Below are 21,578 nucleotides of genomic sequence, written 5' to 3' on the forward strand. Positions count from 1 at the left end.
TATTCGGAGCATTTGTTTCTACAATCTCTATTAATTGTGCAGAATCATCGGTGAATGCTGATAAAATGACGATTCATTTGGGACGAACAAAGGGACATCACAATGAGAAGCATCACCCTATCATAAGAACAAACAAATGGCGAAGATGGGGCAATATGGCGTAAGATAGAGTAATAGATAGAGAGAATTTTGGAGGGACTCAATATGATACGATTCGAAAATGATTATGCAGAAGGCGCACATCCACAGATTTTGCAACGATTAGTGACGACAAATGAGGAGCAAACACCTGGCTATGGTATGGATAAGCATTCGGAAACAGCTAGAGCTTATATTAAAAAAGCGATTGCAGCAGAACAAGCAGATATTCACTTTTTAGTCGGTGGTACGCAAACGAATACAATTGTTATCTCGTCTATTTTGCGTCCTCATCAGGGAGTCATTGCCGCGCATACGGGACATATTGCGGTGCATGAAACAGGTGCAATTGAAGCCACTGGTCATAAAGTGCTGACATTGCCGAGCGAGGATGGCAAAATAACGGCGGCACAGGTGAAAGCATGCTATGAGGCTCATTGGCAGGATAGCACGCATGAGCATATGGTGCAGCCGGGCTTAGTGTACATATCTCATCCTACAGAAAATGGCACGACGTATAGCAAGGCGGAATTAACGGCTTTAAGTGAGGTTTGTCGAGAATGTGGCTTACCGCTATTTTTAGATGGGGCGCGACTAGGATACGGGCTTGTAGCGCAAGATAGCGATTTATCCTTAGCAGAGATTGCGAAGCTTTGTGATGTTTTTTATATTGGTGGCACGAAAATGGGCGCATTATTTGGCGAAGCGGTCGTAATAGTGAATCCTGCGTACCAAAGGGATTTTCGCTACATGATGAAGCAAAGAGGAGGGCTGCTTGCTAAGGGACGTTTATTAGGCATTCAGTTTGAAACCCTATTTGAAGAAGACCTTTATATGGCTATTTCTCATCATGCTGTAGACATGGCGATGCTAATTCGACAGGCGTTTATCGACAAAGGCTTTGCATTGCGCTATGATTCGAAAACCAATCAGCAGTTTCCGATTTTACCAAACGACATGCTGACGGCATTGGCTGATAAATATTCCTTCTCTACTTGGGAAACCTTTGATGACAACCATACCGTTGTGCGCTTTTGCACAAGCTGGGCCACAAAAAAGGAACAAGTAGATCGCTTGATAGAGGACATTCACCAATTAGCCTAATCAGTGAACTGCACCTGGAATAAAAGGGTGTAGTTTTTTCCTATTATTCCCTAGAGGTTGCTATACTAGAGGATGAAAGGAAAGGTGAAATGGCATGACGAAATATATAGCATTTTTAAGAGGCATTAATGTAGGTGGACACAATAAATTGAAAATGGCTGAATTAAGAGAAGCGCTTATACCGCTGGGATTACAAAATATTCGGACATATATTCAAAGCGGCAATATCCTGTTTGAATCAAGTGAGTCTGAGGTATACCTACAACAGCAAATACAAGCAACCATTCAAACAGTTTTCCATATCACAAGTATCGTGATAATCAGAACAGCCGAAGAACTGCAATCAATCGTCCATAATTGTCCGTTTTCAGAGCAAGATATGGCTGAGGCAAGTACCACAGCTACAGGGGAAAGTCTCCATGTCGCCATGCTACCAGTTGCACCCACTGAAGTGAATGGTGCGAAGTTATTAGCCTACGAAAGTGAAAAAGAGCGTTGTCTCATCAAGGGCAGAGACGTTTATCTGTTATTTTACGAGAGCATCCGCAATGCCAAGCTGGGTCAACAGCTACACAAGCTGGAGATACCTGCAACGGTGCGCAATTGGAAAACGATGAACAAGCTTGTGACGATGATTGACCAGTAAGAAGACGGATAATAGAGGTGTAAGATTGAGACGAGACCAAATAAGTTATTTTATCTATCCTTGTGCTTATTTCATTGTGAGAACGATCAATCAATGGAGAAAACAAGAATCGATTACATGGGGAGAAAATGTCATGACGATGATCGGCCTAATGTTCTTCATCTATCTGTTGATTCTCATGTGGAATTGGTCAAATAAGCCCTATCAATGGGGGAAAAAAGATAAAGAAACATAAAACAAGAGAGCCCTTTCATTTTCTTTTAAATGATTGCTCTCTTTTTTTCAACTCGTCAACATATAAAAAAACCTGCAGCGAAGTTAATCGCTACAGTTCAGAATTGGTTGATACCCTTTGAGTATTCTCATGTATTATAGCATAACTCTTTATTTCCTGTATAGAAATGTTTAAGTCTAAATCAATTTATGCAATTACTGCTTCATCATCACTTGAACGTTTTATAAAAATAGGACTCGATGTGCAGTAATTTCCTCCAAGCAATGCGACCAAAGATGTTATGGTTTGCTGAAGCGATTAGCATAGGATGTTTTTTTGCTATGTGCCCAAAATAAAAGCAATATAAAGTACCGCATAAAGAGGCAAAGCAATTGAAAGCATGATATACATGGTCCATTCACCAATTGTTAGTGTTCCTTGCCATTTCGTTAATTTTAGCTGTCGACGATATACCATACTGGCAATTAATATGACTAACAAAGCGAGATCCTTTAAGTTATCGAAAAAGGTAATCACAGTATCAGCTCCTTTAGGCTTTTGCAATATATGAGCCTACAATTGTCAACATGACTAGCCAAGATAGTGTCCAGATGTCAACATAAAAAGTGCTTCCCTATATAAAATAGAAACGCACGTCCATTTATTCATCTCGAATGACGATAAAAACACCACTCAATATGAACAGGGAGCCTAGCCAAAAGGACAGTCCTATCGTCTCTCCTAATAAGAGCCAGCCTAAAAATGTGCCAACAATGGGCTGGAAGAAAAAAAATAAGCCGCCACTTGACGCATTCATTAATTGAAGCCCTTTATTCCACAATAAAAAGCCACCCGCTGTAGAAACAATGCCTAAGTAAAGCAAGCCCCCTGAAATCGTTGGCTGCAAAATAGTTGTTAGCGCCAAATCCTTTAATCTTGGCAGGATAAAAGGTGTCAACAAAATCACAGCTACTATAGATGAGTAGGTTGTCACGACAATTTGTGAGTAATGGCTAGGCACTTTTTTTACTAATGCCGACATGAATGCCCACGTTAAAGCAGCGACTAGTAAGTAGAATCCACCTAATTGCTGTGTAATATCGATTTGGCCGTTGCCCACAATGATCCCAACGCCAATGGTCGCGAGGACGATGGACAAGCATTTTTTAATCGTAATGTTTTCCTGCAAAATGAAACGAGCGAAGACAACCATAAAAGCAGGGGTTGTAGCAGTAATCATCGCCCCCATTTGAGCAGTGGAGAGCATTGTCCCCATTTCTTGCGTGACAATCGAAATCGTATTCCCGATGAGACCAACAAGAAAAATAATCAACCAATCTTTTTTAGCGATTGTCCAAGATTGCTTCATCACGATGCCGATAATACCGAGTGCAATCACCGCAATCAAATAACGAATCCAAACAAGCTCCAATGGTGGCACAACCTCCACCACTACTTTAACTACTACATACATGGCGCCCCAAATACTCGCAGCAAGCGATAAAAAGATGGCGCCGATACTTTTATTTCTCATGTTTTTTCCTCCGTTTTCATAGATACCTATGCCCTTAACGGAGAAAAAGCGCTTCTACCGTTAAGGAAGAAGGATTGCTGGTACGTCCTGTTCAAATAATGGAGCAAACATCATATTTATTACACCATCCTCTTGTCATTTTTTATAAGTATAAGGAAATCGTCATTATTTTCATAGTGGCGATTATGATTATTAAAAAAAGTAACGCATAATTCAAGCCATTCTAGACAACTTTACAACACTACAAAAAAAGCCAATCATTCCACCAATCAAGAACATATAGGCAACTAGCATGGACATCGCTACTAAGTTATTTGTAAAGATTCTGTAGGCTCCTAATGTCCATAATGCCAAAGCACTAACCGAGCTAAGTATTACTTTATTCTTATCAGTCAAAAAATCACCTCCATTGTCTTTACCTGCTTCCTATTTTTCCATTTTACGAATATAAGCGATATGATGGCCCACCATTCAGCCTGCACTGGATAGCCATTGACAATTGACAGTAGCTGCTCCTCCTGCCAGTGGAGTAATATGTTTAACATAATGCCAAGAGAGTGTCCTCATCTCTAACTAGAAAAGTATCCGCATTACCATTGATGGGTACACTGGCATGAACTTGATTTTCCTTATACCTTTCATTCCAATAAATGAGATGTTGGACAATTTCAGCAATGCTATGGCTAGTAGCATCTGGCTTCCAAAATGCTTCTTTTTCAGATAGTCCATCCACTGCTTCAGAGAATGAGAGATACCACCTACGATCATTGGTATTCGCTAGTAATTGATCTAACAAGATGGTCTTAGCTTCCATCATCTCCTTTATATTCCCTTTTATTGAATAGTATAGCATGTTGGTCATATGCTTATAGATTGTTTTCAGAAAAGTAGAACAGCAATCTGTCATGTTATACTGATGGAAGGTTTCTTCCCGTAGAGGAAGACGGATCATCAATTAGGAGGAGTAAGCAGTGAGTATGACGAGGGAACAGCTAGAAAACCATCAAATTTGGATTTATGTTTTTTCTTTAATGATCGGTGGGCTATTAGGTTTCACAAATGAAGAATTCGGAGCTGCTTTAGACTGGATGATCTCACCATTAATAGCGATTTTAATGTACGGCATGTTTGCTCAAATTCCATTTTTAAAGCTACGTGAAGCTATTGCAAATCTTAAATTTATGGGTGCTTTATTAGTTGGGAATTTCATTGCAGTCCCAATGATTGTTTGGATCTTAACAGCATTGTTTCCACAATCAGCCCCTGTTTTATTAGGCGTTTGTTTGGTTTTATTGACACCGTGTATTGATTATGTCATCGTCTTTACGCAATTAGGGAAGGGCAATGAGAAATTAATGTTAGCTGCCACGCCAATATTGTTTGTCGTACAAATGATGTTGCTTCCTTTGTATCTATGGTTATTTATAGGGGAAGAGATGGTAGGAATCGTTCAAGTAGACCCCTTTTTAGAAGCATTTCTATTATTAATCGTGCTACCGTTGATTATTGCCGTTATTACACAGTTATGGGCTAAAAAGAACGAACGAGGTGAAAAAGTTTTAGAGAGTACAGCATGGTTGCCAGTACCGTTTATGGCACTTGTATTAATTGTGGTCGTTGCGTCCCAAATTGGCAAGGTCTACAGTGATTTCGATGTCATTGTACGTGTCATGCCCATCTATATTTTATTTTTAATTATCATGCCCGTGGTTTCCCGATTGATCGGATTGACATTCAAATTGGATACAGGAGCAGGGAGAGCACTTATCTTTAGTATGGGAACAAGGAACTCTCTTGTTGTTCTTCCTTTAGCACTAGCTTTACCAGCATCATGGGCAACTATCGCCGCAGCAGTAATCGTGACACAAACGATGGTGGAGTTAGTTGGAGAATTAATCTATATGAAGGCAGTGCCTCATTTGATATGGAGAAACAGAGAATAGTAGGCAGTAAAACACCGTCTATACAACCGTGTCTCTCTAGAAATGGTAAGGATAAAAAAGGTTTATCAATCTGTAGAGTGGAAGAAACATAATGAACAATTCTTCAAATAAAGTATTTAATGCAAGTACATATCAAGTTTTCGCTGTAGTAGAAGGAAAAACAGTGGGCTTTGCCAGATGGAGTATTGAATGCCGCAAAAGCTGTAGTGTTGTGACACGCTACAGCTTGGGGTTTTGCAACTTTAATGGAAGCTACTTCTCCACGATCCTTACAAAAGCGAAAAATAAATGGGGATCCTGCCAAATAGGGTCCAATAGGTTTAACTAGCATCACCAACTTGACCGGTTGTAAAAGAATCATCACCACAAGCCTTACAAACCAATTTGTCGTTTTCCATAAAAAAGAACAGCTGAAAAATTATTTGACAGCTTTAAAAAGAGCTTTTCCCTTGTTGTATAGAAATCTTTCCCACCTAGCTAACAACCCATTTCCATTCTCGCCAATTTCTATTGTTAATGCGTGATTTTTATGGAAATCTTTGACCCGTTTATTATGTTCTTTTTGCCATTGATGCAAAGAATTATGTTTCATTTTCTAACCTCCTTTTAGTTACTTAAGTATATGGCTGAGTCGAATAAATTAAAAGTAATCTATATCATTTCTTCCTAGGTGTTATCCTCTATGGATTATCAATAAAGCATCATGTTAAATCAATTTCTAAAAGTTATTGAGAAACGATCATGACAATCATTCAACTTGGATTCAAAGTAGATGCATTTTTTCAACGAAAGGGCACATTTCTGGAGTAGAAAATCTATGAACACTTTATTTATAAAGCTTTACTGTTCCTTCCAAAAAGTTTACATATTTCGCAATAAAACTCTTTGGCTTTATAATCTTCACTTTATGACCAAATCCGGCTAAAAATTGATAGGCATATTGATTTTCAGGCAATTCAATTGTTGCAAGGTAACTTCTTGCAGTTTCTTTTATAACAGCATTCTAAAAGTGCAGGATAAATCTAAAAAAGTAGCGGATAGAACGCTCAAAGTGTGGGATAGCCCTCAAATAGAAGGAAAGAATTCTAAAAGTGCAGGATAAAACTAAAGAAGTAGCGGATAGAACGCTCAAAGTGGAGGATAGCCCTCAAATAGGAGGAAAGAATTCTAAAAGTGCAGGATAGAACTGGAAAAGTAGCGGATAGAACGCTCAAAGTGAGGGATAGCCCTCAAATAGAAGGAAAGAATTCTAAAAGTGCAGGATAGAACTAAAAAAATAGCGGATAAAACGTTCAAAGTGGAGGATAGCCCTAAATAGAAGGATAGAATTCCGAAAGTGCAGGATAGAATTAAAAAAGTAGCGGATAAAACTAAAAAAGTAACGGATAGAATACTCAAAGTGGAGGATAGCCCTCAAATAGAAGGAAAGAATGCTAAAAGTGCAGGATAAAACTAAAAAAGTAGCGGATAAAACTAAAAAAGTAACGGATAGAACGCTCAAAGTGGGGGATAGCCCCGCAAATTAGGCGGATAGCCTGTAAAGGGAAGGAAAGAATGCTAAAAGACGATAAAATAGAAGCTTTACAAATTGCAAAAATGAGCGCTATCCATAAAAAAGGATAAGCGCTTTATTTTTTTCTTAAACTTTTAAGCCCTCAAACTAGTATTTAACCTTCAATCCTAGTAATGAAGCAAAGCCTATCGCTTGTTCAGAAGATACTTCACAGCCATTTAAACTTTCAGGCGTTACTTGCAGTCTTTTAAATTTACATGTACTGATGTCTATCCCTTTTAAGGAAGTTTGAGAAAAATCAACATCATTTAAATCACTTTCATGAAACGCTACTTTATTTAGTAAACAATCATAATAATTTGCACCCTGTAGGGAGGTGTTATCAAATAATACTTGTTTGAAACGCACTTCAGGGAAATTGCATAAGTTTGCAATACAATTTTCAAATGAAACATTGCCAAGATTAGCTTCAGTAAAATTCAACCCTAATAATTTACAGTTTTTAAAAGCCACTCTATGAATGATGCCTTCACTTAAGTTTGAGTTAGACAAATCACAGTTTTCAAAAATGACATCCGTTAGATCAATTTTTTTAAAGGTACAATTGATGAATGTGACATTTTTAAACATAACTTTAGATACAATGAATCGTTCAACTTCTTCGTGATCAATGACCGTATCAGCAATCATGCCATTTGTTAAATACGGTTCTTCATCATAAAAAATATCCTGAAAATTTACCTTTTTAAGATTAGTAGGTATTTTTGGTGATGTAATTTGGAAATGGAATGACATATCAGCACACCCTTCAAATGTAAAATAAAAAGATTTTCCTATTTAGTATAAATGTAAATCTAAAATAAAAACACCGTCTATACAACGGAGCTTTTTGTCACCAACTTACTAAAAACAGAAGCTAGCACCTGTTGAAAGAGCATACCGAACACAACAGGCATAGCGACTTTACCTGGAAAGTATGTTGTGGCAACAATGACCCCGACAGCTATATTTCTCATACCGCCCGTAAAGACAAAGGTCGCCATTTGAGGAGCGTCTTTTAAAAGCGTCCGACCAATTAGATAAGCAAAAGCATAGCCTGACACAGCAAGCAAGAACACTAAAAGTATGACGAAAAATAGTTGTAAGTTTATATTTTTTAAATAGGGTGAGATTGCACTACTGTTAATCATGATGACCGCAAATAAACATAGCTTTGAAAAAGGAGCCAGCTTCTTGCCATACTTTTTAGGTATTTCGCCCTTGGAAAGCTCATTCACCAATATGCCTAAAATCGTAGGTAACACAATCATCAGCAATAAATTCACAATCAGTGAGGCTACATCCAATTCAATTTTTTCACCCGACACGATATAGAGTATGAAGGGAAGAATGAATGGAGCGAGTAATGTATCAATTAAAATAATCGATAAGCCTAACGGTAAATTGCCTCTACAAATATTAATCCAAATCACACTGGTTACACCTGTTGGGAGGGCGACAGCTAAGACAAAGCCAACCGTCAACAAATGGTCATCGAAAATAACGGTGGCTAAAAAATAAGCCCATAAAGGCATCAAGAGATGAAGAAAAATGATGGAGAATAAAATGAGTGTAGGATGCTTGGTAAAAATCTTTACATCTTTAAATTTCATGGATAAGCTTCCTGAGAATGTCATGAATGCAAATAGCCATGACACAAGGAATAATAAATGATGTCCAACACTTTCTAAGAACACACCTACAATTAAACTTAATGGTGTCAGGAGCGCTATGTATTTTTGGAGAAATCTATTTAATTTTTCTAACATACAAAGACCTTCTTTTTTTATCTGATTTTATCACATTATTATAATAGTAATCATGGAATAGTAGGAGTATTTGTAGCAAAAAAAGCAGAAGGAATACTGCCGATGACTAACGTTTATGGGGTAGGGGCGGCCCTGTCCATCAATTGGGGATTCACTGACAATAGAAAAGCCATTTCTTAAATAACAAATCTTTGCCTTTTTGACATCAAAATGTGGATGTGTTGATGAATTGGTTTGCCATGAAAAGTTGAAAAGCGAAGAGAAGAAGTATTGTGAACCGCATTTGGATAGCAAGGTAGGGGAAATATGAAGGGATTTCTTTTGCTATCTTTAGTAAATCTTCTAATTTGATAAAATCATTTGTTGCTTTTCTCTTTTGTTTTTTATCACACGCGTTCCCTAGCCCGATTTTATGATCCTCACGATGAAGCTCCAAGATATATAAACCACCATATGTTTTCCTTATTTCAATTCAATAAAGCAGGGATATCATTTTGCTCCATCTGATCTTATTGCCATTTAAGTATAGTAAAAAACACTGCAATCTTTTACACCTAAGTAGGAAATTATACATTTAAAGAAATAGTTTCCAATATTAATAAATAAATGTATAATACAAAATGTCAAAGGGATATGTAATAAATAGAAGGAGCTGATGTATACTTGCATTCACTTTATACATCAAGCTTAACTGGTAAGAAAGTTAGCAAGACAAAAAGCTTTATCATACATAATTTAGTCATCGTTGCCGTTATTGGCGGTCTACTTGCCATTACGATCGTTGGGTTCATAAATGCCAAAGCACTCAAACTAGAGAAGCATTACATCAGACTACTGATAGTAATCAGTATAATTCTCAATACAGCTACTATCATCTGCTATGCTTGCCTTCCTTTGTCCGCAGAAATGGATGTACTTATCAATCGATTACTTGCTGGGGTAAGTTATTTTATCTTTTTCATTATTCTAAAAAGGCCTTATAAAGAACATTTAGTATTTGTGGGGGGAACACAATCCTTGTACTGGTCAGGGATTATCTATTGTTTACTTTCCATCTTTATAGATGGTTTTCTTAGAGAAGGTGTCCTAGCTTATGAAGGAAGGAATTAATGTGCATGAACAGTGAAAAAGAAAATATACCTATGGCTCTTATTGAACATTATTTTGCGATTGGAAAGTACACAAATGTTATTCCCTTAGTGAAGCAGAGAATGGCTGAAGATATGGAAAATAAGGAATTATGGTATAAACTAGCTGTCAGTCATTATGCCATAGGTCAATATGAAGAGGCGTTAGAGCCATTTCATAGAGCATTTCAGTTTGGATATGATAAGGGCGTCATTTACTATTTTTTAGGCCGTATCTATATGGCAACGGAACAGTGGCAAAAAGCAGAAGAATCTTTTTTGGAAGCAGTACATAATAATCCAAATGATGCGGATGTTTATTCAGCGTATGCTATTTTGATGAAAATGACGGGTCATAGAAAAAAAGGCAGTTTATTATTAGAAAAAGCTCTAGCATTAGATCCTAACAGCACAGTCGTTTTACAGCTCTATTCACTTACCGAAATGACTGCAAAAAAGGAAAAGCACAATAATGCACTAGCACTTTATATGAATTCGACAGATAGTGAGTTCGCAAAGTTAATTCATCTTGGCTGGAGTGCTGACTTTCATAATCGATTTAAGGAAGCTAGAGAATATTATCGCCAAGCCTTTGTAATAAAACCTGAGGATAAAAGAATTTTATCGAACTTAGAGGAATTGGAAATTAACACGCACCCACTTTTGCTTCCCAATCGTATAGTAGAGCGATTAGGCGGCATTGGCTTTGTATTAATGATATGGATTATACTATGTATCCTTCTTGACAAGCTTATTTCCAATGATAACTTTGTCAATCACCTACTTCGCTTTTCTATTTTTTTCACACTTTATTATTTTATATCTATTCCCATTGTAAAAGGCTTAAGAAAATGGAAGAGCCTTAAATAAGGAAGGAAAAAATTGAAAAGGAGACAACTAAGGAATAATGGAACATATTTATCAACCTAGTATACTAAACGAAAATGAGGAACGAACACGAAGTTATGTTGTAAACAATTTATTTTTCGTCGCTTTTTTTGGTGGAATTTTTGCCATTGTAGTATTAGGTATGCAAAATGCTAAGTGGTTAAAGCTTGAAAAAAAATATATCCGTATATTAACGATTCTTAGTGGTTTACTAATTATAGGAAAACTAATCATGGTTTATGCCATTGGACAAGGAATCCTAGCGATTGATGAAAACCACATTAAGATTTTTGGACGAATTATTGCAGTGGCGGGCTATTTTATTTTTTTCGCCTTTTTAAATAAGCCCTATAAAGATCATCTAGCTGTTGGTGGACAAACTGAGTCCTTATGGAAGCCTGGCTTTCTAGCATGTATGATTGCTGGGTTTATAGAATACCTCGCTATGGCATTCTTATTAGCACTTTAAAAAGGAGCTTTATTACAGAATGGTTAACTATGAAGATACTGAAGTAAATGAAAATTATGAAGAGTCATCATTTGAAGTAATAGAATATTATTTTAAAATAGAGAAGTATGCACAAACCATTGAACTTGTCCAGGAGAAGTTGGATGAACATATTGAAAACAGTCGATTATGGTATATACTGGGTTTAAGTCATTTGGCTATGAAAGAATATGATCAATCTGAAGAGCAATTGAAGGAAGCCCTGCGTTTAGGGTATAGTGAAGAATCTGTTTACTTTGGTCTTGGACATGTTTATTTGGAAACAAAGCGTTGGAAAAAGGCTGAGGAAGCTTTTCTCGAATCATTACGATTTAATCCAAACAATGAAGGAGTCCTGGCTGATTATGCGATTCTAATGAAAATAATGGGTCATCGAATAAAAGCAAGACGATTAATTAATAAAGCACGAGAACTAGCTCCTGAAGATGGTTATGTAGTACGTAAACATTTTATTATAGAGGGGGTGACTAGCCCTAAAAAACAGCAAGTCCTCGCATTGGAACAATATATGAACTCAAATGATAGTGAATTAAATAAACTAGTAATTTTAGGTAATCACGCATTCCTTCATATTAAAGAAAAGGAAGCACAAGAATACTTTAGACAGGCCTTTTTGCTTAATCCTGAGAATAAAAGTACATTATCTTTTTTAGAGTTTTTTGAATTAGGGGGTTTTGAATTGGGACACCCACTCTTAGCACCTAATCGCCTCATTGAACGTGTGGGCGGCCTTGCTGTTGCCTGGCTGATTGGAATTGTCATTTACTTTTCATTAATAGTTCTAGAATTTAATAGCGCAGCAATTCTATTTATACAATGCTTCTTTGTATTCGTACTATATACATGGATTTCACTTCCTCTTGTAAAATTAATAAAAATATGGAGAAACAAAAATGGATAAAATAAAATGGTTACAACAAATGGTAGATCAAAATGCTAATGATCCACAAGGGTATTTATGGCTTGGCAAAGAACTAGCTGATCAGCATCGTTGGCTTGAAGCGGTTCAAACTTATTCATTGGGTCTTTCTTTTTGCTCAGACGATGAGCTACGAAATGACATCATTCAGGAATTAACAAAGGCTAGTTTACAAATTCAACACTCTCCGAAGGATGCTAGCCCAGCTGGAATTGACGATGAAGACAAGGCTGAATTAGCTATCGTAGATAAGTGTCTAGACACAGTAACAGAGGTGGAACTGGATAATCAAGATAACATTCCTGACATACAGTTAGAAGATAGAAAAGTAAAAAACCTTGAACCGAAGTTTAGGGTGATTGATGGAGATGCACCTAAAAAGGCTATAAAAAAAATCGATGAAACAGTGACCTTTGCGGATGTTGCTGGTCTTGAGGATTTAAAAAAAACGATTAACTTACGTATTATTAGTCCATTTTATAACAAGGGATTGTTTGCAAAGTTCCGTAAAAAAGTCGGGGGTGGCGTTCTTCTTTATGGACCACCTGGCTGTGGGAAAACCTATATCGCTAAAGCGACAGCGGGAGAATGTAAGGCTAATTTTTATCCCGTTCATATTACCGATATCTTAGATCCCTATATAGGTGTAAGTGAACAGAATTTAAAAGCTATATTTGATAAAGCTCGTTTCCAAAAGCCCAGCATTCTGTTTTTTGATGAAGTAGATACCATTGGCATGAGTCGTTCACAAACGTCCTCCCATGTTCGTGGCATAATCGATACGTTTCTAACCGAGATGGAAGGTGTGGATACAAACAATGATGAGGTTCTGGTGATGGCTGCTACCAATACACCATGGGATGTTGATAGCGCTCTAAAAAGACCTGGTAGATTTGATCGGCTCATCTTTGTAGCGCCACCAGATGAAAAAGCAAGAGAGCAAATTTTTAATTTGAAATTAAAGGGAAGATTAGTTGAAAATGTTGATACAGCCGTATTAGCAGCCAAAACGCCATTTTTCTCAGGTGCTGATATAGCTAATGTAGTGGAATTAGCTACTGAATATGTGCTAGAAGAAATATTACTTTCAGGTAATGAAAGGCCGATTACTACCGATGATTTAGTAATGGCACTACAAGAACTTCAGCCTTCTACATTAGATTGGCTGCGTACAGCAAAAAATTATGTCAAATACGCAAACCAATCAGGGTTGTACAATGACGTGGAAAAATATCTCCGAGCCCATGCACGTTATATATAAGTGGGCACTCGCTCATTTTTGAGACCATTTCACTAAACATAAATCCTCTTAACATAAGCCTTCTAAACATTCATTGTTTGACAAAATGTATGTTTAGAAGGTTTATTTACACATGAAAATATAATTTTCTGTCATGGATAAATCTTTAAAGCCATACGTTACAGATGAAATAATTAATTTAATTATTATGAGGAACGTAAGCTTTATTGATATGTCTTATCCATAGATAATAAGGATGGTCTTTTAAGTTTACTGGCAAAAACAAGCAGAGAGGAACTTATCTATTAATAAAGATTGCTCAGTTGCTGCTATTTGATAGTAAACCAAAAGGGTTTGTGTTAAAGGTTTAATTTAAATCAACGTAGAGTTTCGTTGAATGAAAGAATTCGGGGTGGAGTTGTGAGCGGGATAGATAAACGAAATAGGCTGAACGAAGAACCATTTACTTATCAAATCACAAAAAAAGGGACTATTGTTATTTATTATAAAGGTAAACAAATTAAAATTGTGAAGGAGAACGAGGCTGAGCATCTTCTAGCAAAAATTCATAAAGTGGAGGGTCAAACAAAGGAAATCCAGTTATTGTTAGCTAAAATTACGGGTAATTTTAAGCGTGGTAACGAAAAATCGGGGTAAAATAAAAGAACATTTTGAATGGGGGAATAACTTTTTAATATAAGAATTATGCAAATCTAGTATGAACATTTTTAAGGAAGAAGGTATGGGAGTTAATTCGAAGTTAATAAATGCATATAGTTCGACTCGCCATTTGAATCCAATTCCTAGACCTTGCTAATGTAATATTCATAATAAAAACATATTGATAGGATAGATTAATGGGAAGAGGAGAGGCAAATGAGGTTATGGCATGTAGATTTAATCGAGTATTTACCGAAAGGGCAGCTACTTTCACAGTGGAGAGAGCTAAATAGCATATTTGCTAAAGAAGACCAGCATATTTTGATTAATTATGTCTACGAATACCCTAAAGAGGACCTGTATGTGTATACCGAAAAAGTCATGGAAGAAATGAAGAAGCGCGGTTATCAAATTAGAACATATGAAAAAATGAATCGTTACTTTGATGGCTTGGGGCCAGTAAAGGATAGGAAACCGTTTCAACAGCATCATGATAAGGAATATCTTGAAATTTGTTTTTATAATTTAAAAGAGAAATATATTCGTGGTCAGAAGGATTATGCAGAGGAACTATATCAGCAATTATGCATGTATGTAAATAACGTGCTTTAACTAGGAGGAACACTCATGTTGAGAGCCATTATTTTTGATGTAGACGGAACGATTTTGGATACTGAGCAAGCGATTTTACAGTCATTGCAAAAAACGTTACGGCAAGAAACACAAAAAGAGTATTCATTTGAGGCACTACGATTTGCTTTAGGTATCCCAGGGAAAGATGCCTTACAGAGGCTCAAGGTCGATAACATAGAGGCTGTTCATCAGAAATGGTCTGCGGCGGTTCTTGATTTTTCACACGAGGTGGCCGTTTTTGAAAATCTAGAGGCAGTCATCCAGCAGTTAGCAAGAACATCGCTACAAATGGGCATTGTGACTTCTAAAACAGCTCAAGAGGTTGCAGATGAGTTTAATCCGTTTGGGTTAAGTGATTATTTCCAACATATTGTTAGTGCTAGTGATACGGAAAAGCACAAACCACATCCAGAGCCCCTTTTAAAATGTCTGGACACATTGCAGGTAGCTCCAGAAGAGGCTATCTATATTGGCGACTCTATCTATGATTTCCAATGTGCAAAGCAAGCCGGATCCAAATTTGCCCTTGCCCTCTGGGGAGCCAAAACCACTACTGGATTTAAGAATGCAGATTACGTGCTACAGGAGCCAAAGGATATTTTGACACTCATTAGCTAAGAAAAAAACACCCGAATTATGACAAAACACTTAAGGTATGGAGTGTTTTGTCATAATTCGGGATTTTCATTGCTTACAATTCTTTTGTTCCCGTCCCTTCGATTGCTTATGTAAAAATAGGAGAAACCTTTCTTGCGCTTGCTTATTCTTCATCATTCGCTTGACCCGAACATTACTTTGAAGGTATTTTCTGACATGGCGATTCGCAAAAAATAGGCTGCGGTATTGATAATGATGGTAAATGTCGTGAGACCAATCGCAGTGCTGTAGCCTTGCTATATTTTGATCAATTTTTCTTGTATGTAAAGTTGGTTGACCGACATAGGTATTTGATAAGAAATTGATAATAAATTCTAACATAAATCCACATCCCATAATGACGAATAAATTCTATCGTAATGGATGTCGTTGAAGTGTGCAATAGCAAAAAAATAGAAGGGACACTCGATAGAAGTGCCCCTTAGTAACAAATCGGGAGGTGCCATGTTAAACGAATTCGCTTAACACTACTATTTATATGATAAGATTACTTGGTTTTATAGACCATCATCCTGAGTAAGCTAAAATTTACACTTCGTATCGAAGAATGGCTGTTATCCAGTCTTTTACTAAACGTTCCCGCTGTAGCAGTGAGCTATCTAAAGGAAGAGAAAGACTTTGCAACTCTTTGGGGAGCAAGTGTATTTTGTGACGAATCATTTCATTGTCAGGTGATTCTGTATCGATAAATAAAAGATAGCGTCCGATTAAATCTTCCTTGTACATAGATGGAAAATCAAGAGCTTTTAATACACGTGTAGAAAATTCTACACCATTTAGGTTCACTTCAAAATGTCCCCGCACATTAAATTCACAGCGAATATGTGTACCAGGCAATCGATGTAGCGCTTGGACAAAAGCAGCTAATGTGTTTTCCCTGATGAAATAGGTTTCAAAATAGTATTGATTCTCTGTATGAAGATTTGAATTAGCATCATATGTATCATATCTTATTTCTAGTGTGTCTTCTGCTGCGTCAGGTTTTTCCGTAGTGAGGTAATGCCGAACAATTTTTTTAATGGTGTGATGATCTAAGTCACATCCATAGCTGAGAATAGTTACTTGTCTACGTTGTGCTTTGGCGAATAACCACATTTCCAAATGTGCATCATCATTTAAATCCCAGCCATAGCGTGGGTTGTAATGGATACATTTACTTTTGCTCATGGAGTCCTCCTTTTTGCCTTGTCTAATAATAGTATAAATAATTTTGTCTAATTTTCCTTATTTTTCTTTTTAAAATGAAACTTTTGGATTTTAAGTCTCGTATAAACTGGAAAATACTTTTTAGGAGGTAAACATGGCACAATCCTTCTATGTACTTTGCTATTAACAGCCTGTACAGCGGAAACCGTTCAACCTAAAGAGCAAATACAAGAAAAAAACGATGAAAATATTGTGGTGACAAAGGATGGTAAAATAACTTTTGAGATTAAGAATGATATCAACGTTCCAAAAGAAAAAGTAGCTATCTTAAAAGATGAAATCCTTACGGCGTATGATAACATTCAGCAATCCATACATACTTCCTATGTGCCATCTGACAAGATAACTATTTATCTTAAAGAAGACGATCAATCATGGGGCTTAGCATCAAAAATCAAGTTAACTGGCGTTAAAGAAGATATATATCCACTTGTCCATGAAATGACACATTCTTTACTTGGTTATGGCAATAATTTTGGATCTGACCATGGCTATTTTACGCAAGAGGGTTTTGCGAGTTATATGGAGGATCAATATGGAAAAAATAAATTATATTTGAAAAATACATGAAGCATTATATGGATTCAGACAAGTTAATTCCTATTAGTAAGTTAATTGATCCAAATCAAGATGATGCCTATTTTCGCCCAAAACTTTCAAATATAAAAGAGAATCAAATCCTTATGGAGCTGAGCTACACACATGCGGCTTCATTTACAAAATATTTAATTGATACCTACGGACTAGAAAAGTTTGAACAGATCTACAATGAGAAAGATTTAGCAAAAAAAGTAGAGGAAGTTTACGGAAAGAATAGCGGTGAGTTAGAAAAGGAGTGGTTAGCATTTATTCAAAATCAAAAAGGATTTACTCATGAGGAAAAATTTAAGTCGGGAAATTTTTATGATATGAATACAACTCTTATTCAATTAGATCTAAAATATTTTGAGAAGGAATAATTTTTTCTAAATCATCAAGCATACCCAAGTGCTCTTTATTTTGAGTTCCTGGGTTTTCTTTTGTATGCATGCGGATGAAATTGTCTATGTAATAAATGAACGCCCTGTAAAATGGACAGGACACCAATGATTCTTAATAATATATTTTTGAGCCATACCGTATCGTCAACCGTAATGGCAATCAACATAGGACCAACCATAATCAATGCGATTCCTAGTAATGCTTTTATTACTCTCAACATGTAGGGTTCACCTCAATTTGCCATTTCAGTTAGGTGGGATATTGTTACAAAGCTAATTCTTCTTCATTATCGCACGTCTGTCTGAAATATAAAAGGGTCACTAGGCTGGTAAAGCGACCCTTATATAATGGTTAAAATGACTTTACACGGCTTTAGCAGCGTGTAAAAGGGTGTTCTAGGTGCTAGTTGGGATGATTAATACATGAAAGAAGCGCCAACGATAACTAATAAAATGAATAACACGACGATTAATACGAATGTTGATCCGTAATAGCCGCCACCGCCAGAGTCGCCGCCATAATAGCAGCTGTTGTTGATATTACCTACGTTTCCACTGTATCCCACTGAAAATCCCCCCTTTCTACAACATATAATATGTATCGATGCAGAAAGGGGAAATGGTATTTACCCTATGATTGCTTTTTTTCTTTTGATTCGCGAGAGATTCATATGCCAATATAAAACATAAATAGAGGAAAAAACCTTTGTTTGTCGAATGACTAATCATTGAAAGAGGGAGAATATGCAACGAAAAAAGTTAACACAACGAATCATCTGGCTGTATCATTTATTTGAAAGAGCTAGTAAATGCCCGTCGAATTTATGATGGAGAAATACTGGAGGTCATTATGCTGGTCATTACAAATGGCCCTGAAAGCTTAACAGCTCCACAATGGGATGTCTTATTAGAAAAAACTTTATTACCCGATTATTATGCAGAGTGTGAACGATGTAAGGAACCCATACTTTGGGCCGATATGTACCGAGCAATTTTTATAACAAAAGACCATTGTTGCTCTTTTTGTAGCTTTCTAGAAAATAAAGAAGATGTAAGGCTATTAGAATAGAAGGGAAGGTATAACAATAATGAAATGGTTCATGACGATAGCTGAATGGTTATTCTTTTTTTGTGTGCTGATTTGTCTATTGATTTTCAACATGATTCACTTTGGTAACCTTCTCTATGTGGATATGCCGTGGGAAGAGCCGATGACTGTGACATCCTCCTTTACTCAGACATCACTGTTGATCATAGGGATCGGTGTTGTTTGTTTCTTGTATATGAGATATTTAAGAGGCGACAACGTTTATAAAAGGACGAAAGCGGCAATCTGGGGAGGTTTATTTGCTTGTAATGCGTTGGGAGGTGGTTTTTTTATGTTTATACGACATGGACTGCCATTTAATCAGCTCGAAACTATGGAACTTTTATTATCGACTTTGATTAGTTTCATTCTAACCTTTCAGGCTGTTATGAAATATTACGCGTGTAATATGACCGAAAACTGATTGTGTAAAAAGTGAAAGAAAGTGATTAATGGTATTGAAATCGGCTACTGTTTAATTAACACCTCTGTTCTTCTTAAACTTATGGAGCAGAATACTTGAACTAGCAAGTAGCTTTGAAACGTATGTGGTAGTAAGAAACGATAAACCAAGATATAAATGAAGGGAATAGGAATGGATTTAATCATTGGAATAGCTATTGTACTAATTGTATTTTTCTCTTCAAGCATAATTGAAAAAAGGTTAAAATCGATTGAAAAACAAAACAATCGTGTAATAGAAATACTAGAAGAAATAAGAGATAGAAAATAAATTGATATTCCACTAATGGGGTGCGTTAGTTAAAGTATCATGAGGTTGCCATAGGTAATGCTAATTTCTTTTTCAAACAACGCAACCGTTTTAAGGAGGAAGTGAATGACAATATCTATTCACGATGGTGTGATAGTTGGATACTCAGTAAATTTTCTAGAAAATGAATTGCTAGTACATATCGAAACAATGGCAGATGAAATTGTAACTGTTACATTCGGGAATTATTTAGCGCATGATTTCGACCATGTAATGGCAGGAAGTATTTTATTCTATATTGATGAAATGGATTTGAATACATTTTTCGTAGAGAACAGAGAGCAGTTTGAATCACATAAGTTATACGCTTGGCCGATTGGTTACGAAGATACGAATGAACTTGAACAATACTTACAAAAAAATAATTATAAATGCTATGTTATTAGTGCGTCACTAGGATTATCAGGTTATGTATTAGCTAAAACGCAGAAAACCAAAAGAAATTAAGTTGCGTGAGAAAAGCTAGAGCTTGTGAAGTATTCTGCTTAAACGGATGCTATTGTTAAAGAAAAAACTTTGATACAGTTTTACATATATACTTTTAGTAAGTCACATTCTACTGAGGATGTGGCCTTTTTTGAAGTCGACAAACTATGAAGTAATAAAATGCTAGATGTGTTTTCTTCCCTTTTTACTGTTGCAGTAAGGAGTTGAATCTTGTTGATAATAATAAGTGTGCTTATTATCATTGATAAGTGCACTTGCTAATTTGATGTATGGATTATGACTAAGGCAACACCAGAGTCAAATTGAGCGTTATATAGTAATGAAAAGGCGGGTTTGTACAGTTTTATAAGAAGGTATTTTTCCATTAAAAGGATATTTGTTAATAAATTATTCGCCAAAGACTAAGTTAAATGACCCAAAGGACAGTACGGATTTTTTATTATGGCAAGTGACACATTACAAAAGAACTCAACAAGGGCGGTTTGACATATGCACAGTTTATACTATTAGCTACATGTGATTACCTCCAAACGCACGGAGAGCTCATAAATTAAAAAACATGCTGAATTCACAAAGTTAAACATCATGATGATTTCAGATATTGCTAGGACGCTTGAAACTAAAGGCTTTAAACGTAGAAATAAGAATCCTTTAGATAAGCGTGAAATCTTACTTTCACCCACTGAGGAAGGAGCGAGTCTCATTAAACACCAAAGTTGATGACTAAAATTATTGGATGAAGCGTTGCTCACGGTGATGGCAAATGGTTGAGGCATTACATACAATTTTGATACCTTTCAGGAAGCATGTTATTTGGATATGTTATGATTAAATTTGTGAAGAGATGTAGCATAGTTAAATGAAACAGGAGGACAGAAGATGGATAACCAATATTTCGCAGGTTAGGGCACATTGGCGTTGATAAATGCTGGGCTTGCACAAGGGAAGAATAGATCGGGGTTAAATTGGTTTTTACTTTCTCTTGTATTAGGTCCATTGGCAACACTCATTTTGTTGTTTGTTGAAAAGAGGCAGTAATACAGTAAAAGCACTATTCTTATGCGAAATAGTGCCTTTTTTTGAATCCCTCTATTCTGTTTTCAAAGCCAATGCTATTCAATTTTACTAAAGATATTACATTTTTATTTAAAATGGTGTCGAAACTGAGTATGCAATTAGAAAATGTTAAACATAGTATTGACAATCGAGTTAGAGTTGTAAAGTATGTTAGAATTAGATGCGGGATTTGATGGGAGGACTTAATTTGGCTGCAGAAAAAAAGTTAAAAGTTTGTGAAAAAGGACATACCTTTTACAAAAGCACGGATTGTCCAAGTTGCCCTACATGTGATCAAGAAAATAAACCAACTAGTGGCTTCCTTTCAAAACTCAGTGCACCTGCAAGAAACGCTTTAGTACATGAAGGCATTGATACGTTGGAAAAGCTATCTACGTATACGGAAAAGGACATATTAAAAATACATGGTATTGGACCAGCCTCCTTACCCATTATGAAATCTTCATTGGAAGAAGAAGGCTTGTCATTTAAATAAGC

The 21,578-nt window shown here is 36.3% G+C and carries 28 protein-coding genes; 18 read left to right on the forward strand and 10 right to left on the reverse strand.

What is annotated here, in order from left to right:
• Positions 1-204 precede the first annotated feature (204 nt).
• From MHI04_RS09890 to MHI04_RS09900, 3 genes are all read left to right on the forward strand, one after another.
• Positions 205-1,242: a low specificity L-threonine aldolase gene (locus tag MHI04_RS09890; RefSeq protein ID WP_342535632.1), complete on the forward strand. Its 1,038-nt coding sequence runs from the start codon at positions 205-207 to the stop codon at positions 1,240-1,242.
• Positions 1,243-1,336: 94 nt separating this feature from the next.
• Positions 1,337-1,888, forward strand: a complete 552-nt coding sequence (locus MHI04_RS09895; protein ID WP_036122698.1) for a DUF1697 domain-containing protein — start codon at positions 1,337-1,339, stop codon at positions 1,886-1,888.
• Positions 1,889-1,913: 25 nt separating this feature from the next.
• On the forward strand, positions 1,914-2,123 hold the full coding sequence (locus tag MHI04_RS09900) for a hypothetical protein (protein ID WP_342535634.1): 210 nt from the start codon (positions 1,914-1,916) through the stop codon (positions 2,121-2,123).
• 318 nt (positions 2,124-2,441) lie between these two features.
• Here MHI04_RS09900 and MHI04_RS09905 read toward each other — a convergent pair whose 3' ends face one another.
• The 4 genes from MHI04_RS09905 to MHI04_RS09920 form a co-directional block, all read right to left on the reverse strand.
• The gene (locus MHI04_RS09905; RefSeq protein ID WP_101966608.1) at positions 2,442-2,666 is read right to left on the reverse strand and encodes a hypothetical protein; all 225 of its coding nucleotides are present in this window, start codon (positions 2,664-2,666) and stop codon (positions 2,442-2,444) included.
• A 97-nt stretch (positions 2,667-2,763) separates the two neighbouring features.
• Positions 2,764-3,636, reverse strand: coding sequence for a DMT family transporter (locus tag MHI04_RS09910; RefSeq protein ID WP_342503861.1), 873 nt, complete (start codon positions 3,634-3,636; stop codon positions 2,764-2,766).
• Positions 3,637-3,849: 213 nt separating this feature from the next.
• Positions 3,850-4,032 carry a hypothetical protein gene (locus MHI04_RS09915; protein ID WP_036122686.1) on the reverse strand — a complete coding sequence of 61 codons (183 nt, stop codon included), beginning with the start codon at positions 4,030-4,032 and terminating at the stop codon, positions 3,850-3,852.
• Between the two features lie 142 nt (positions 4,033-4,174).
• Positions 4,175-4,453 (reverse strand): DinB family protein, encoded by a 279-nt coding sequence (locus tag MHI04_RS09920; protein WP_080717072.1) that lies wholly within the window; start codon positions 4,451-4,453, stop codon positions 4,175-4,177.
• 154 nt (positions 4,454-4,607) lie between these two features.
• On the opposite strand from MHI04_RS09920, the gene MHI04_RS09925 reads away from it, so the two are divergent.
• Entirely contained in the window at positions 4,608-5,579 is a 972-nt protein-coding gene (locus MHI04_RS09925) for an arsenic resistance protein (protein WP_082673665.1), read from the forward strand.
• A gap of 418 nt (positions 5,580-5,997) precedes the next feature.
• Here MHI04_RS09925 and MHI04_RS09930 read toward each other — a convergent pair whose 3' ends face one another.
• From MHI04_RS09930 to MHI04_RS09940, 3 genes are all read right to left on the reverse strand, one after another.
• Positions 5,998-6,171: a hypothetical protein gene (locus MHI04_RS09930; RefSeq protein WP_186436082.1), complete on the reverse strand. Its 174-nt coding sequence runs from the start codon at positions 6,169-6,171 to the stop codon at positions 5,998-6,000.
• Positions 6,172-7,239: 1,068 nt separating this feature from the next.
• Positions 7,240-7,887 carry a pentapeptide repeat-containing protein gene (locus MHI04_RS09935; RefSeq protein WP_342535637.1) on the reverse strand — a complete coding sequence of 216 codons (648 nt, stop codon included), beginning with the start codon at positions 7,885-7,887 and terminating at the stop codon, positions 7,240-7,242.
• A 77-nt stretch (positions 7,888-7,964) separates the two neighbouring features.
• The gene (locus MHI04_RS09940; protein ID WP_342535638.1) at positions 7,965-8,900 is read right to left on the reverse strand and encodes a bile acid:sodium symporter family protein; all 936 of its coding nucleotides are present in this window, start codon (positions 8,898-8,900) and stop codon (positions 7,965-7,967) included.
• A 663-nt stretch (positions 8,901-9,563) separates the two neighbouring features.
• Between MHI04_RS09940 and MHI04_RS09945 the strand changes: the two genes are divergently transcribed.
• The 8 genes from MHI04_RS09945 to MHI04_RS09980 all read left to right on the forward strand — a co-directional run bounded on the left by MHI04_RS09945 (position 9,564) and on the right by MHI04_RS09980 (position 15,493).
• Entirely contained in the window at positions 9,564-10,010 is a 447-nt protein-coding gene (locus tag MHI04_RS09945) for a hypothetical protein (RefSeq protein WP_342535639.1), read from the forward strand.
• A gap of 5 nt (positions 10,011-10,015) precedes the next feature.
• The gene (locus MHI04_RS09950) at positions 10,016-10,897 is read left to right on the forward strand and encodes a bacterial transcriptional activator domain-containing protein (RefSeq protein ID WP_101966610.1); all 882 of its coding nucleotides are present in this window, start codon (positions 10,016-10,018) and stop codon (positions 10,895-10,897) included.
• 37 nt (positions 10,898-10,934) lie between these two features.
• A complete protein-coding gene (locus MHI04_RS09955) occupies positions 10,935-11,384 on the forward strand; it encodes a hypothetical protein (protein ID WP_101966611.1) in 450 nt (149 codons plus the stop codon).
• Positions 11,385-11,403: 19 nt separating this feature from the next.
• A complete protein-coding gene (locus MHI04_RS09960) occupies positions 11,404-12,324 on the forward strand; it encodes a tetratricopeptide repeat protein (protein WP_101966612.1) in 921 nt (306 codons plus the stop codon).
• Entirely contained in the window at positions 12,317-13,603 is a 1,287-nt protein-coding gene (locus MHI04_RS09965) for an ATP-binding protein (RefSeq protein WP_342535640.1), read from the forward strand. Before MHI04_RS09960 ends, MHI04_RS09965 begins: the two co-directional genes overlap by 8 nt.
• A gap of 399 nt (positions 13,604-14,002) precedes the next feature.
• Entirely contained in the window at positions 14,003-14,239 is a 237-nt protein-coding gene (locus MHI04_RS09970) for a hypothetical protein (RefSeq protein WP_342535641.1), read from the forward strand.
• A 219-nt stretch (positions 14,240-14,458) separates the two neighbouring features.
• Positions 14,459-14,854, forward strand: coding sequence for a pyrimidine dimer DNA glycosylase/endonuclease V (locus tag MHI04_RS09975; protein WP_342503856.1), 396 nt, complete (start codon positions 14,459-14,461; stop codon positions 14,852-14,854).
• A 15-nt stretch (positions 14,855-14,869) separates the two neighbouring features.
• On the forward strand, positions 14,870-15,493 hold the full coding sequence (locus MHI04_RS09980; RefSeq protein ID WP_342535642.1) for an HAD family hydrolase: 624 nt from the start codon (positions 14,870-14,872) through the stop codon (positions 15,491-15,493).
• 567 nt (positions 15,494-16,060) lie between these two features.
• Here MHI04_RS09980 and MHI04_RS09985 read toward each other — a convergent pair.
• Positions 16,061-16,699: a hypothetical protein gene (locus MHI04_RS09985; protein ID WP_342535643.1), complete on the reverse strand. Its 639-nt coding sequence runs from the start codon at positions 16,697-16,699 to the stop codon at positions 16,061-16,063.
• 231 nt (positions 16,700-16,930) lie between these two features.
• On the opposite strand from MHI04_RS09985, the gene MHI04_RS09990 reads away from it, so the two are divergent.
• Positions 16,931-17,308, forward strand: coding sequence for a hypothetical protein (locus MHI04_RS09990; protein ID WP_342535644.1), 378 nt, complete (start codon positions 16,931-16,933; stop codon positions 17,306-17,308).
• An 8-nt stretch (positions 17,309-17,316) separates the two neighbouring features.
• Positions 17,317-17,697 (forward strand): hypothetical protein, encoded by a 381-nt coding sequence (locus MHI04_RS09995; protein ID WP_230593824.1) that lies wholly within the window; start codon positions 17,317-17,319, stop codon positions 17,695-17,697.
• A gap of 35 nt (positions 17,698-17,732) precedes the next feature.
• Here MHI04_RS09995 and MHI04_RS10000 read toward each other — a convergent pair whose 3' ends face one another.
• On the reverse strand, positions 17,733-17,939 hold the full coding sequence (locus tag MHI04_RS10000; RefSeq protein ID WP_271913223.1) for a hypothetical protein: 207 nt from the start codon (positions 17,937-17,939) through the stop codon (positions 17,733-17,735).
• 195 nt (positions 17,940-18,134) lie between these two features.
• Positions 18,135-18,257, reverse strand: coding sequence for a YjcZ family sporulation protein (locus MHI04_RS10005; RefSeq protein WP_139149510.1), 123 nt, complete (start codon positions 18,255-18,257; stop codon positions 18,135-18,137).
• Positions 18,258-18,511: 254 nt separating this feature from the next.
• Between MHI04_RS10005 and MHI04_RS10010 the strand changes: the two genes are divergently transcribed.
• The 4 genes from MHI04_RS10010 to MHI04_RS10025 all read left to right on the forward strand — a co-directional run bounded on the left by MHI04_RS10010 (position 18,512) and on the right by MHI04_RS10025 (position 21,576).
• Positions 18,512-18,787: a hypothetical protein gene (locus MHI04_RS10010; RefSeq protein WP_230593823.1), complete on the forward strand. Its 276-nt coding sequence runs from the start codon at positions 18,512-18,514 to the stop codon at positions 18,785-18,787.
• Between the two features lie 613 nt (positions 18,788-19,400).
• Positions 19,401-19,538, forward strand: coding sequence for a hypothetical protein (locus MHI04_RS10015; RefSeq protein WP_010861357.1), 138 nt, complete (start codon positions 19,401-19,403; stop codon positions 19,536-19,538).
• 105 nt (positions 19,539-19,643) lie between these two features.
• Positions 19,644-20,024 carry a hypothetical protein gene (locus MHI04_RS10020; protein ID WP_342535646.1) on the forward strand — a complete coding sequence of 127 codons (381 nt, stop codon included), beginning with the start codon at positions 19,644-19,646 and terminating at the stop codon, positions 20,022-20,024.
• Positions 20,025-21,288: 1,264 nt separating this feature from the next.
• Complete coding sequence (locus tag MHI04_RS10025) at positions 21,289-21,576, forward strand: RNA polymerase alpha subunit C-terminal domain-containing protein (protein WP_058843090.1); 288 nt, start codon at positions 21,289-21,291, stop codon at positions 21,574-21,576.
• The last annotated feature ends 2 nt before the right edge of the window (positions 21,577-21,578 follow it).

It is taken from the genome of Lysinibacillus sp. FSL K6-1151 (genome assembly GCF_038630755.1).
GTDB lineage: Bacteria > Bacillota > Bacilli > Bacillales_A > Planococcaceae > Lysinibacillus > Lysinibacillus fusiformis_D.